11 protein-coding genes are annotated in these 12,465 nt (G+C 51.7%); all 11 read right to left on the bottom strand.

All coding sequences use genetic code 11. The annotated features are described in order from the left end of the window. Window positions 1–29: 29 nt before the first annotated feature. Window positions 30–461, bottom strand: coding sequence for a hypothetical protein (locus BUB81_RS13070; protein WP_139241578.1), 432 nt, complete (start codon window positions 459–461; stop codon window positions 30–32). 128 nt (window positions 462–589) lie between these two features. After that, window positions 590–1,768 carry a 2-methylaconitate cis-trans isomerase PrpF gene (prpF, locus tag BUB81_RS13065; protein ID WP_073323456.1) on the bottom strand — a complete coding sequence of 393 codons (1,179 nt, stop codon included), beginning with the start codon at window positions 1,766–1,768 and terminating at the stop codon, window positions 590–592. Between the two features lie 67 nt (window positions 1,769–1,835). Beyond that, entirely contained in the window at window positions 1,836–4,427 is a 2,592-nt protein-coding gene (acnD, locus tag BUB81_RS13060) for a Fe/S-dependent 2-methylisocitrate dehydratase AcnD (protein ID WP_073323454.1), read from the bottom strand. 68 nt (window positions 4,428–4,495) lie between these two features. After that, window positions 4,496–5,620 (bottom strand): bifunctional 2-methylcitrate synthase/citrate synthase, encoded by a 1,125-nt coding sequence (gene prpC / locus BUB81_RS13055; RefSeq protein ID WP_073323452.1) that lies wholly within the window; start codon window positions 5,618–5,620, stop codon window positions 4,496–4,498. Between the two features lie 95 nt (window positions 5,621–5,715). Then, on the bottom strand, window positions 5,716–6,594 hold the full coding sequence (prpB, locus tag BUB81_RS13050; RefSeq protein WP_073323450.1) for a methylisocitrate lyase: 879 nt from the start codon (window positions 6,592–6,594) through the stop codon (window positions 5,716–5,718). A 17-nt stretch (window positions 6,595–6,611) separates the two neighbouring features. Further along, window positions 6,612–7,274, bottom strand: coding sequence for a GntR family transcriptional regulator (locus BUB81_RS13045; protein ID WP_073323905.1), 663 nt, complete (start codon window positions 7,272–7,274; stop codon window positions 6,612–6,614). Between the two features lie 269 nt (window positions 7,275–7,543). After that, window positions 7,544–8,695 (bottom strand): serine hydrolase domain-containing protein, encoded by a 1,152-nt coding sequence (locus BUB81_RS13040; protein ID WP_073323448.1) that lies wholly within the window; start codon window positions 8,693–8,695, stop codon window positions 7,544–7,546. A gap of 217 nt (window positions 8,696–8,912) precedes the next feature. Beyond that, the gene (locus BUB81_RS13035; RefSeq protein WP_073323446.1) at window positions 8,913–9,521 is read right to left on the bottom strand and encodes a BON domain-containing protein; all 609 of its coding nucleotides are present in this window, start codon (window positions 9,519–9,521) and stop codon (window positions 8,913–8,915) included. Next, the gene (locus BUB81_RS13030) at window positions 9,502–10,101 is read right to left on the bottom strand and encodes a phosphoheptose isomerase (protein ID WP_073323444.1); all 600 of its coding nucleotides are present in this window, start codon (window positions 10,099–10,101) and stop codon (window positions 9,502–9,504) included. Before BUB81_RS13030 ends, BUB81_RS13035 begins: the two co-directional genes overlap by 20 nt. Before the next feature lie 41 nt (window positions 10,102–10,142). Continuing rightward, window positions 10,143–10,493, bottom strand: a complete 351-nt coding sequence (locus BUB81_RS13025; RefSeq protein ID WP_073323442.1) for a YraN family protein — start codon at window positions 10,491–10,493, stop codon at window positions 10,143–10,145. Further along, entirely contained in the window at window positions 10,490–12,412 is a 1,923-nt protein-coding gene (locus BUB81_RS13020; protein WP_073323440.1) for a penicillin-binding protein activator, read from the bottom strand. The genes BUB81_RS13025 and BUB81_RS13020 overlap by 4 nt, the downstream gene beginning before the upstream one ends. Between the last annotated feature and the right edge of the window lie 53 nt (window positions 12,413–12,465).

Below are 12,465 nucleotides of genomic sequence, written 5' to 3'. Positions count from 1 at the left end.
TAAACCGGCGAATGTTGTGCTGGCGAGTGTTATGCCTGAAAGCGTGAATCGGACTGCGCTGCGGCTAATTCTGTTTGCAACCAATGACGGGCTGCGGTTTCATCTTCAAAAAACGCCACATTGTGACCTTCACTGCCATATATCAATTCAAACTGATACTTAGACAGCCGAGGGGCCTCGACATTTTTTAATACCACTGCAGTAGCAACACGCCCAAGCTTTAATTCATGACTGACTTGTTTCTGTAGTTTTTGAATGGCTTCCGGCACGTACACGGCTTCACCAGAAAACAAACCAAGCACTCCCCACGGGCTGCCGTAAAGGGCTTGAACTTGTTGCATAATACTAACATCGGTTAATTGCAGGGATTCACTGTTCCATGGGCCGCTTCCCGACAGCACAAGCACTCTGCCTTCAACAGCAACACTCAGAGAACCATGCATGCTAAATCGTCGAACCATAAACTCCTTCCCGACGTGATTGTCATATCCATTGTGAGGAAGTGTGCATTTAATTTGCAGAAAATACCAGTAAAAGAGGTGACTGACCCATGCCCAAAGATAGCCAGCCACCCTGAGGAAGTGTTGCGTTATAGCTGTGGTGGTGGGATATGTACCCGGCCTTCCATAAGGATGCGTGCTGAGCGACTCATTACTGCCTTGGTGGCCTGCCACTTTCCGTTTACTTGTTGTGCTTGTGCGCCGACTGCCAACGTGCCGGAAGGATGCCCGAATACCACACTTTCACGGTCGATTCCGCCGGCCGCATCGTTCACCAGTGTGCCGGGGATAGCGGCTGCGGTAGCAATGGCGACAGCTGCCGTACCCATCATGGCATGGTGAAGCTTGCCCATCGACAGCGCTCTTACCAGCACATCGATATCGTCGATGCCAATGGCTTTGCCACTCGAAGAAGTGTAAGGCGCTGGCGGTGCGACAAACGCAATCTTAGGCGTATGCTGACGCCCGGCTGCTTCAGACAAATCGTTGATTAAACCCATTTTAATCGCGCCATGTGCGCGCAGTGATTCAAAGCGGGCCAATGCTTCAGTGTCATTGTTGATCGCATCCTGAAGTTCAGTGCCGGTGTAGCCAATGTCGGCCGCATTTACGAAAATGGTAGGGATACCTGCGTTGATCATGGTTGCTTTGAGCGTACCGAATTCAGGTACCGTTAGCTCATCTACCAGGTTGCCGGTAGGGAACATGTCGCCTTCGCCGTCCGCCGGATCCATGAACTCGACTTTGACCTCTGCGGCTGGGAATGTGACGCCATCCAGCTCAAAATTACCGGTTTCCTGCACTTCACCATGGGTGATCGGTACGTGTACGACGATTTCTTTGCCGATATTAACTTGCCAGACCCGGACGACGGCCACGCCGTTTTGCGGGATTTTGTCGGCGTCGACCAGACCATTATTGATAGCAAACGCGCCTACTGCTGCGGTTAAGTTGCCGCAGTTGCCACTCCAGTCAACAAAAGCCTTATCGATAGCAACCTGACCGAACAGGTAATCCACATCGAAGCCGTCGCGTTCGCTCTTGCTCAGGATCACTGTTTTACTGGTGCTGGATGTAGCGCCGCCCATGCCATCGGTTTGTTTACCATAGGGGTCCGGGCTGCCAATGACGCGCAGCAACACGGCATCTCTGTATGCGCCGGGTTGTTGTGCTTCAGCGGGCAAGTCAGCAAGGTTAAAAAATACCCCTTTGCTGGTGCCACCGCGCATGTATGTGGCCGGAATTTTGATTTGCGGTGCAAATGTCATGATACATTCTCACTGTTGATGGAAAGCGCGGGGGCAGTGCCCCCACCTTGTCTTTCGTCGGGTGCTGTTAGCTGGCCTGGGCTTCCAGGAAGTCCTTAGCGAAGCGTTGCAGTACACCGCCTGCTTCGTAAATAGACACCTCTTCGGCAGTATCCAGACGGCAGGTCACCGGGACTTCAATACTTTCGCCATTGGTGCGGTTAATTACCAGTGTTAGCGTTGTACCGGGCGTTCTCTCGCCTTTCACGTCGTAGGTTTCGGTGCCGTCGAGGCCCAGCGTAATACGGTTTGTACCGGCTTTAAATTCCAGCGGCAACACACCCATACCAATCAGGTTGGTGCGGTGAATACGCTCGAAACCTTCGGCGACAATCACTTCTACACCGGCCAGACGTACGCCCTTTGCGGCCCAGTCACGTGAAGAGCCCTGACCATAGTCAGCACCGGCTACAATGATGAGCGGTTGTTTGCGTTTCATGTAGGTTTCAATGGCTTCCCACATGCGGGTTACTTTGCCTTCCGGTTCAATACGTGCCAATGAACCTTGCTTCACCTTGCCGTCTTCCTTCACCATTTCATTGAACAGTTTCGGGTTGGCCAGCGTAGCGCGCTGTGCTGTGAGGTGGTCTCCCCGGTGCGTCGCGTAGGAGTTAAAGTCTTCTTCCGGCAGTCCCATTTTGGCCAGGTATTCGCCGGCAGCACTGCTTGCCAGAATCGCGTTCGACGGCGATAAGTGATCGGTGGTGATGTTGTCGGGCAAAATCGCCAGTGGACGCATACCGGTGAGCGTGCGTTCTGCTGCCAAGGCGCCTTCCCAATAAGGCGGACGACGAATATAGGTGCTCATTTCGCGCCATTCGTACAGCGGGTCAATGTGTTCACCGTAATCGACGGATAAATCAAACATCGGCTCATAGACCTGACGGAACTGCTCGGGTTTTACCGAGGCTTTCACAACCGCATCGATTTCTTCGTCGGTTGGCCAGATGTCTTTGAGCGTGACCGGGTTGCCGTCCTGATCAAAGCCTAGCGGATCTTTTTCGATATCAACGCGCACGGTACCTGCAATGGCGTAAGCAACAACCAATGGCGGTGACGCAAGGAACGCTTGCTTGGCATACGGGTGGATACGGCCGTCGAAGTTACGGTTACCAGACAGCACGGCGGTGGCGTACAAGTCACGGTCGATGATTTCTTGCTGGATACGCGGGTCCAAAGCACCACTCATGCCGTTACAGGTAGTACAGGCAAAAGCGACCACACCGAAACCAAGCTGTTCTAAATCAGGCAGTAAACCGGACTCTTCGAGGTACATTTTTACCACTTTGGAACCGGGAGCCAGTGACGATTTAACCCAGGGCTGGCGAACCAGACCTTTGGCATTGGCGTTACGAGCCAGCAAGCCGGCCGCAATGACGTTGCGCGGGTTACTGGTGTTGGTACAGCTGGTGATGGCGGCAATGATCACCGCACCGTCTGGCATCAGGCCTTCCTGTTTTTCAAAGCGGCCTGCAATACCGCGCGCTGCCAGGTCACTGGTGGGCAAGCGGGCGTGCGGGTTAGACGGACCTGCCATATTACGGGTTACAGAAGACAAATCGAAGGTCAGTACACGCTCGTATTCTGCACCTGTTAAGGTGTCGGCCCACAGACCCGCTTGTTTAGCGTAGGTTTCTACCAGTTTAACTTGTTCTGCATCGCGGCCCGTTAACGTCAGGTAGTCCAGGGTTTGCTGGTCAATGTAGAACATCGCCGCCGTTGCGCCGTATTCTGGCGTCATGTTGGAAATGGTTGCACGATCACCTAACGTCAGGTGAGCTGCACCTTCACCGTAGAATTCCAGGTAAGCTGAGACAACGCGTTCTTTGCGTAAGAATTCAGTAAGGGCCAACACGATGTCTGTAGCGGTAATACCGGGTTGGGGTTTACCGGTTAACTCAACACCTACGATGTCTGGCAGGCGCATGTATGACGCGCGGCCTAGCATTACGCTTTCAGCTTCAAGACCGCCTACACCCACGGCAATAACGCCCAGGGCATCAACATGAGGGGTATGGCTGTCGGTGCCTACCAGTGTATCCGGGAAGGCCACGCCGTCTTTGGCGTGTACCACCGGTGACATTTTTTCCAGGTTGATTTGGTGCATAATGCCGTTGCCTGGTGGTATTACGTCAACGTTTTTAAACGCCGTTTTGGTCCAGTTAATAAAGTGGAAGCGGTCATCGTTACGACGGTCTTCAATGGCGCGGTTCTTTTCAAAAGCCTCTGGTTCGAAGCCAGCGTGCTCAACGGCCAGTGAGTGGTCCACGATTAACTGTGTCGGGACGACCGGGTTGACCTTGGACGGGTCACCACCTTGCTGGGCAATAGCGTCACGTAAACCGGCCAAGTCTACCAGCGCGGTCTGGCCCAGAATGTCATGACACACCACCCGGGCAGGAAACCACGGGAAGTCCAGATCGCGTTTGCGATCGATAAGCTGGATCAGTGAGTCCCGCAGTGTTTCAGGCGGGCAGCGGCGAACTAAGTTTTCGGCGTGAACGCGAGAGGTGTAGGGCAGCGTATCAAAGGCGCCGGGTTTGATGGCGTCAACCGCTTCCCTGGCGTCGAAAAAATCTAAAGTTGTGCCTGTCAGGTTCTTTCTGTATTGGGTATTCATGAGGGTTCCACACGGTCTGGGAAGGACCGCTTCGACGGTATGAAGCGGCCATTCTGTGATATTAACGCTTACGCGCGCTCAGCAATGGGCGTTACTGCGCGCAGATCTTCACCGGTATATTCTGCAGATGGGCGAATAATACGGTTGTCAGCGCGTTGTTCCATCACGTGAGCGGCCCAGCCAGTCAGTCGTGACATCACGAAAATAGGCGTGAACAGTTTGGTTGGGATGCCCATGAAATGGTAAGCCGATGCATGGAAAAAGTCGGCGTTGCAGAACAGTTTCTTCTCGCGCCACATGACTTCTTCGCAACGGACAGAAACCGGATAAAGCACCTCGTCGCCCACGTCTTTTGCCAGTTTTTCAGACCAGCCTTTGATGATTTCGTTACGCGGATCGGATTCGGAGTAAATGGCGTGGCCAAAGCCCATGATTTTCTCTTTGCGCGCCAGTTTGCCCATCATTTCTTCTTCAGCGTGATCAGCCGAGGTAAAGCCTTCGATCATTTCCATGGCGGCTTCGTTGGCACCACCGTGAAGCGGGCCGCGCAGAGAGCCAATCGCACCAGTAATGCACGAGTGCATATCTGAAAGCGTTGAGGCGCAGACGCGCGCAGTGAACGTAGAGGCATTAAACTCGTGCTCTGCGTACAGAATTAACGACACGTGCATAACCTGTTCGTGCAACTCATTGGGTTTTTCACCGTGCAATAAGTGCAGGAAGTGCGCGCCAATAGAATCATCGTCAGTTTCAACGTCTACTTTTACGCCGTCGTGTGAGAAGCGATACCAGTAGCAAATGATACTCGGGAAACAAGCCAGCATGCGGTCAGTAACAGCGTCTTGCTCGCTGAAGTCTTTTTCCATTTCAAGGTTGCCCAGCATAGAGCAACCAGTGCGCAGTACGTCCATTGGGTGAGCGTCAGCCGGAATGCGCTCCAATACATCTTTTAGTGCTTGTGGCAAACCACGCATGCTTTTCAGCTTGGTTTTGTATGCATCGAGTTCCTGTTGGTTAGGCAGCTTGCCTTTTAAAATGAGATAGGCAACTTCTTCGAACTGGCAGTTGTTAGCAAGGTCTTTAACGTCGTAACCACGATAGGTCAGGCCTGAGCCTGAAACACCTACGGTTGAAAGGGCGGTCTTACCTGCAACCTGGCCGCGTAAACCTGCGCCACTTAGAGCTTTAGCCATTGTTTATCTCCTCGTTAATTTTTTTGTAGGGTACAGCGTGTCAGCCAGCAGGCGGATTGTGTTTAATCCTTGTTGGGCAATGCTGGCTGGCATCATTATTTGTTTTTACCTTCGGCGAACAAGGCATCGAGCTTTTGTTCGTAATCGTGGTAGCCAAGGTAATCATAGAGTTCCATGCGTGTTTGCATCATGTCGACGACCGCTTTTTGGTCACCGTCATTCAGGATAGTCTGGTATACCATTTCTGCCGCTTTGTTCATGGCTCGGAATGCACTCAGTGGGTATAGCACCATCGCAGCTCCCCATTCACCGAGCTGATCTTTGTTCCACAGCTCGGTCTGACCAAACTCGGTAATGTTGGCAAGAATCGGCACATCCAGTGCGTCTGCGAATGCGCGGTAGTGTTCTTCGGTTTTCACTGCTTCGGCGAAAATACCGTCTGCGCCTGCTGCTACATAGGCTTTGGCGCGCTCGATAGCTTTTTCCAGCCCTTCCTGTGCAAAAGCGTCGGTGCGGGCCATGATAAAGAAGTCAGGATCGGTGCGTGCGTCGACGGCCGCTTTGATGCGATCGACCATCTCTTCGGTAGAGACGATTTCTTTATTGGGGCGGTGACCACAACGCTTCTGAGCCACCTGGTCTTCCATGTGCACGGCCGCAGCGCCGGCCTTTTCCATATCTTTAATGGTTTTGGCGATGTTAAATGCGCCGCCCCAGCCGGTGTCGATATCTACTAGTAATGGCAAGTCACAGGCAGAGGTTATGCGCTGCACATCGGCAATCACGTCGTTCAGTGACGTCATGCCTAAATCCGGTAGTCCGTAGGACGCGTTGGCAACGCCGCCGCCCGACAGGTAAATGGCCTGATGCCCAATGCGTTTTGCCATCATGGCACTGTAGGCGTTGATGGTACCTACGATTTGCAATGGCTTGTTGTCGGCCAGTGCTTGTCGAAATTTTTTGCCTGCGCTCATCTATCGTTCTCCGGAATTTAGGATTGAAGCAACTTGCGTTCAATGTTGTTTTTTGAATACAAAATGTGGCGGCGCATCAGCATTTCTGCCAACTCTTCATCGCGATTGGCGATGGCCTGCACAACATGTTTGTGTTCGTCGAAGGCCGTGGTAACCCGTGGGCCTGCCATACCTAACTGCACCCGATACATGCGGATCAGGTGGTAAATACCGTTTACCAGTACTTCAATAAGGTGTTGATTTTTGCTGCCAAGAATAATGCGATAGTGGAAATCCAGATCGCCGGCTTCCTGGTAGTAGCTGTTGCCGTCTTTGACGGTTTGAAAATGGTTGTCTAACAGAGCGGTAAGGTCGGCGATTTCTTCGTCTGACATATTTTTTGCGGCAAGTCTGGCGGCCATGCCTTCCAGCGCTTCGCGAACCTGATACAACTGAATCAGCCCGTCTGGTGTCAGCGAGACCACCCGGGCTCCCACGTTCGCACGTCGCTCGACGAGGTGGCAGGCTTCAAGACGGTTAATGGCTTCGCGGATAACAGCCCGACTTACCTGATATTTTGTCGACAGTTCAGTTTCACTGAGTTTACTGCCGGCAGGAATGTCTCCCTCTACGATATCGCTTCGAAGCTGGAAAAAGGTCTTATCGGCGTTGGTTACCGCTTGTTCTGTTATCACCGCAATACTCACAAAATCACTCTGCTAATACGAGGAATGTCGACAATATAGTCAACTTGTAACGTTCGGTCAACCCGGATTGGCTTGGATTGTCGACAAAGTCAATGTTCTGATGCATCTGGTTTAGACTGTTAAAAACCGGAAAACAGGTCAGAAAGGCGGCCACTAGGGCGTTTAAGGAGTATAACGAAGAGTTTGAAGAGAATTCGGTGGTACCACCAAAGTATTAGGCAGTGTCTACAACAGACACTGCCAGGTGAGAGGTAATAGCAAGATCAGAATTCGTTGCTTAGTATGGTTTGAACCAGCACATTCTGTTCGTTCTCGCATTCCTCTGCAACGCCGCAATTTACGAAAACGGTAATTGAGGTGTCATTGTGAGGGATATACAGGTTGGTTGTGGCGTATCCCGGCTCGTCGCCACCATGGTGGTAAACGGGGTAGCCGTTGATGATGTCTTTCATCATACCCATACCGTAATAGACGTCGTCACCAATGTCAGTCAGGTTGTCGTCGCCAATCATTAATTCGCGAATCGATGAAGAAACAATCGTGTCATCCGTTGCTACAGCGCGCAGCAATAAGGTCATGTCTTCCACTGTCGACACCAGGGGGGCATCGGCTACGCCAATATTCTCGTAAGCTACTTTGGTGTTTAGCACTTCGCCGTTGAGATTAAAGTACCCTGAAATAATAGTACCGAGCGCTTTCTCGACGCCATTGTAATAGCTATTGTTCATGCCAAGGGGAATGAGCACGCGGTTTCGTAAAGCGCCAGCGTGGTGTTCACCCAGTACGCTGTCCAGAATCAGGCCGGTTAGCAAATAGCCACTGTTAGAATAGTTAAAACCAGTGCCCGGGGCGAAGTCGCCTGCCTTGTCAATGGAAAATGCCAGTGCGTAAGCGTCGGTCTTCAGTGTACCAGGGTCTGACATAATAGCCTCAAACCATGCTTCAGCGGTATCTGGCGCAAGGTAATCATGCACGCCCGCGGTATGAGTGAGTAACTGGCGAAGTGTGATATCGGTGCCATATTCAATACGCTCAACTAATTCATTGGGTAACCAGGTATCCAAAGTGTCATCGATATCCAGTAAGCCGTCTTCGTACAGCATAAGTGCAAGTAAGGCCGTGGCTTTCTTTCCGGCACTGCCCACAGGCATTTGCGCGTCGACCTGCATTGGTGATTGCGAGGCAATGTCACTTAGACCTGCTGCAAGCAGCACCGTTTTTTCCGGACTGTCGATATGCAGAACAATGCCAGGCATAACATCGGAAACCGAATCATTCAGCAGCGCCTGGTAATCCAGCGGCGCGGGTTGAGGTGGAGGGATGTTAGTTTGTTGTTTAGACGAGCCTCCCCCACAAGCGCTCAGGCCGAGCAGACAAACTGAAGTAACGGCAAGGTTTGTGATAGTGCGATACATGGTGCGATCCTTTTCGTGGCAATGCCATCGCGCATTGCATATGAGTAATAAGTGCTGACAACACGAACAGGATATGAAGCGCAGGGTAAAACAAAGGTGAAAAAGCGTGGACGATGCGATTGGTATAAGTGCGGCATTTAGCGGGACTTGCTAATAAAAAAGCCTGCGCGTTGCAGGCTTTCGGATATGAGTGAATAAGCAGTGTCAGTTAATGGGCTTACTGATAAATCTCGAATGCTCTAATAACCCTGGCCACACCGTCTACATGGCGGGCAATTTCCACCGCGGCCGTGGCTTCCTGGTTAGTGACCAGGCCCATTAAAAACACCTCGGAGTCTTCAACAATAATGCTGATCTGAGAAGTGGGAACTTTGTCTGACGCCAGTATCTTGGTGCGGATTTTGGTGGCTAACCAGCGATCGTACAACACGGTTGAGCCTGCGATTGGCTCGCCCACCCGGGCCTGGTTGTGGATCTTCTGGATATAGCGAATGCTCTTAACCAGAGATTCAGCTTCCGCAATGGCCTGTTGATCAGGCGCCTGACCGGTTATGAGTGCAACGCGATTGTACACCGTTACCTCTATATTGGCGTTTTCACGCAGGTTGTCGCTTTCGCTGATCAATTTTGAGGCTTTGCTTTCGGCATTCATGTCATCCAGCTGGGTACCCGCTGTGCGGCGGTCTACCGAAACGGATACCGCCGTTGCACTTACGGCACCGACAGCGACAACTGCACAGCCGTTCAACTGGCCAAGCAGTAACACCGAACCAAACGCCAAAAGTAAGCGTTTGGCTTGTTGCTTATTACATATCGTCGAAATCATGGGCTGGGAATAAACTGTCGTCAATACACTCGCATAAACAGTGAATCGCCAGAAGGTGCACTTCCTGTATGCGCGCGGTTCGGTTAGAAGGGACGCGAATTTCCACGTCGTGTTCACTCAAAAAGCCGGCCATTTCTCCGCCGTCTTTGCCGGTTAAGGCCACTATTGTCATATCTCGGGACAGAGCGGCTTCCATCGCGTTAATGACATTTCGCGAGTTTCCGCTGGTGGATATGGCCAACAAAATGTCACCGGGCTGGCCCAACGCTCTGACTTGTTTGGAAAAAACCTCGTCATAGCTGTAATCATTTGAGATTGAAGTCAGTGTTGACGTATCGGTTGAAAGTGCAATAGCCGGTAAGCTTGGGCGATCTCGCTCGAAGCGGTTAAGCATTTCGGAAGAGAAGTGCTGTGCATCACCCGCCGAGCCGCCATTGCCACAGCTCAGAATTTTGTGCCCGTGAATAAGGGCTTCCACCATCATGTTGGCAGCTTTTTCAATGGCCGCCGGTAACATTTCCGAGGCAGCGATTTTAGTTTGAATACTTTCAGTAAAATTGGCTTTTATATTTTCAATCATTGGTTTGCAAAGGTCTAAGTGAAATACAACAACACGATGTGTCAGACACCAATGTTCTTAATCCAGTTCACTTTTTTGTTATCGATTACAAGAGCGTCCAGCCGCATTGGCGCCATGGACGGATTTACGCCATTATCACTTAAATAGCGCTGAAAGGCAGCACCCATTCTGCGGATTTTTGCCGGGCTGATGGTTTCTGCGGCGCTGCCATAATGGCTTTTGCTGCGAAATTTCACTTCAACGCAAACCCAGGTTTCTTTGTCGCGCATGATCAGGTCAAGCTCGCCGCCACGGAAATACACGTTCTTGGCTACAAGCGTCAGCCCTTGCTGTTGGAGGTATGCACAGGCACGAGATTCCTGATCAAACCCAATCAGCCGGGCCGTCTTCATTGTGTGCCGACTACCTGTATGGTTTCCTGGTTCACGACTGCTTCAGGCAATGTGCGAACCACTTCGCGTTGGCCGTTAATTTTGAGGGTGCCCGTCAGGCCTTGGTATTCCAACTGCGGCAACCAAACCATCTGACCCAGTCGTGGCAGAATATTGTAGGCATCTACTCCGAAGGCAAATAAGCGCTGCAAGCTGGTAGGACGCTGGGGCCATAACTCGCGGGTTAAGTTAGCCAGGTGTGGCTCAGGGTTGGTCGGCAACACCCAGGGCATATCCAGAAAGTGCAGGTTTTGCAGATCCCGCCATTGATTACGAGACTGGGTATAGTCAACCGAGCGGGATGTGGCATATACCGGCACCGATTCGCCACTGAAAGGGCTGATACTGGCTTCGATAACCGGGTTGAGTAACTCAGTTTGTTCCGGAGAGGCAAATACCACTATCGCGTCAATATCGAGTCGGTTGCGGGGCAGGTTGTATAACTCTACATCCACAAAACTTTGAATTTCCTTAATGCGTTCTTTACTTTGCGCGACGTCTAGTGCTTCCTGAATGCCATCGCGCAAACCGGCGTTGTCCGTGTAGGTGACCAGGGTAGGGGCACTGTGTTGATGACTCGCCAGGCCCGCAGTGAGCTTTTGCCATTGGCTTATAAAGGCCTCTTGCATGCGTTGATGAAGCGAGTGCTCCGATGCCACCAGGATGGGCGCTGATTTACCTTGTTCGAATACCTGATTAGCTAACTGCCGCGCTTCATCTTCAGGTGCCAGCGCATAGAAAATCTGTATGCCAAACGATGATGGCTGAAGTTCGTCCTGTTGCTCGTCCGCTGACAACAATAGCGGTGCTGGCGTCGTGTCGGGGCGGTTGAGTGCAAGCATTTTGACTTTAGGTGACAACAACGGCAGCAACGCGTCGACATTTTCTTTCAGCAGCGGGCCAATCACCCAATCTGCTTCAGACGCTATGTTTGCCATTGCTTCGGGCGTGGTGATGTTGGTGTCGATAAATTGTAACTGGGGGATCTGATTCGCACTTCGTGCGCTCTGGTCGTTGAAATACGCCGCCAGAATGCCTTCTTTTATGGTCATGCCCGTCGCTTGCAGGCGACCACTTAAAGGTAGAAAGACCACCACGTTGTCGCGCTTAACGGGCGCTAGATCGGTAACCTTGGTAAGCGATTCCGGCCAGTAGGTAACCAGCGGATGGCCACGATAAACTTGTCTGAACTGAATGAGTTGCTGAATTAACTGAGACTGATCGAACCCATTTTCCCGCACTAATTGCTTCAGGGCCACAAACGGTGCGACTTCGGTCAGGCGGGCGATACCCACTTCATCCTGTTCCGAGGCGTGGTTTACCCATTCCCAGGTTTGTGCAATGACATCGGGTGTAATGTCAGTGCTCTTTAACAGCGCATTGGCGGCCTGTAGCCACTGACCCAGTCGGGCATACTGCTGTGCTTTTAGTGCAAACTGTTGACGACGAAGCGTGTCGTCTGACAGGTTGCCGTTTAACAACGTTAAAACCTGTTCACTGCTGACTTTGGGATCATCCGCGTACTGCTGCGCTAACAACAGGTTATAGCGTGCTTTCAGATTTGTAGGTAGTGGGATATGACGCAGTGAATACAGGACCTGCTGAGATTTGACGGGCTCACCTGATGATTGCCATTGCTGAGCGGCCTGGATGAGATATTCCAGTGAATTGCTGTTGTCACCGTCGGATTGCCACTGCTGCTGAGCCAGTTCAATCAAGGCTTCCGGGCTCAATGGCTGTTCACTGACTTCCCGTTGCGTCACTGTCTCTGTAGGCGCAGTTCGTGTTGGCGTAGAACGGGTGGTGGGCGTAGAGCCACAGCCACTTAATACCAGTAGTGTACCGCTAACCAACAATATCGAAGTACTCAATCGAACCATAATCATCCTGCAAATGTTCATTGATGTATCCGCCGGGCGGATCGCTATGACCT

Source organism: Marisediminitalea aggregata (genome assembly GCF_900129565.1).
Lineage (GTDB): Bacteria > Pseudomonadota > Gammaproteobacteria > Enterobacterales > Alteromonadaceae > Alteromonas > Alteromonas aggregata.
Note: the sequence above shows the minus strand (reverse complement) of the source record. Positions and strands in the feature narration are given on the sequence as shown.

Bases quoted from the DNA above. Each gene is read 5' to 3' on its own strand.
- BUB81_RS13070 (WP_139241578.1), bottom strand. From the start codon at position 461: ATGGTTCGACGATTTAGCATGCATGGTTCTCTGAGTGTTGCTGTTGAA.
- prpF (WP_073323456.1), bottom strand. From the start codon at position 1,768: ATGACATTTGCACCGCAAATCAAAATTCCGGCCACATACATGCGCGGT.
- acnD (WP_073323454.1), bottom strand. From the start codon at position 4,427: ATGAATACCCAATACAGAAAGAACCTGACAGGCACAACTTTAGATTTT.
- prpC (WP_073323452.1), bottom strand. From the start codon at position 5,620: ATGGCTAAAGCTCTAAGTGGCGCAGGTTTACGCGGCCAGGTTGCAGGT.
- prpB (WP_073323450.1), bottom strand. From the start codon at position 6,594: ATGAGCGCAGGCAAAAAATTTCGACAAGCACTGGCCGACAACAAGCCA.
- BUB81_RS13040 (WP_073323448.1), bottom strand. From the start codon at position 8,695: ATGTATCGCACTATCACAAACCTTGCCGTTACTTCAGTTTGTCTGCTC.
- BUB81_RS13035 (WP_073323446.1), bottom strand. From the start codon at position 9,521: ATGATTTCGACGATATGTAATAAGCAACAAGCCAAACGCTTACTTTTG.
- BUB81_RS13030 (WP_073323444.1), bottom strand. From the start codon at position 10,101: ATGATTGAAAATATAAAAGCCAATTTTACTGAAAGTATTCAAACTAAA.
- BUB81_RS13025 (WP_073323442.1), bottom strand. From the start codon at position 10,493: ATGAAGACGGCCCGGCTGATTGGGTTTGATCAGGAATCTCGTGCCTGT.
- BUB81_RS13020 (WP_073323440.1), bottom strand. From the start codon at position 12,412: ATGGTTCGATTGAGTACTTCGATATTGTTGGTTAGCGGTACACTACTG.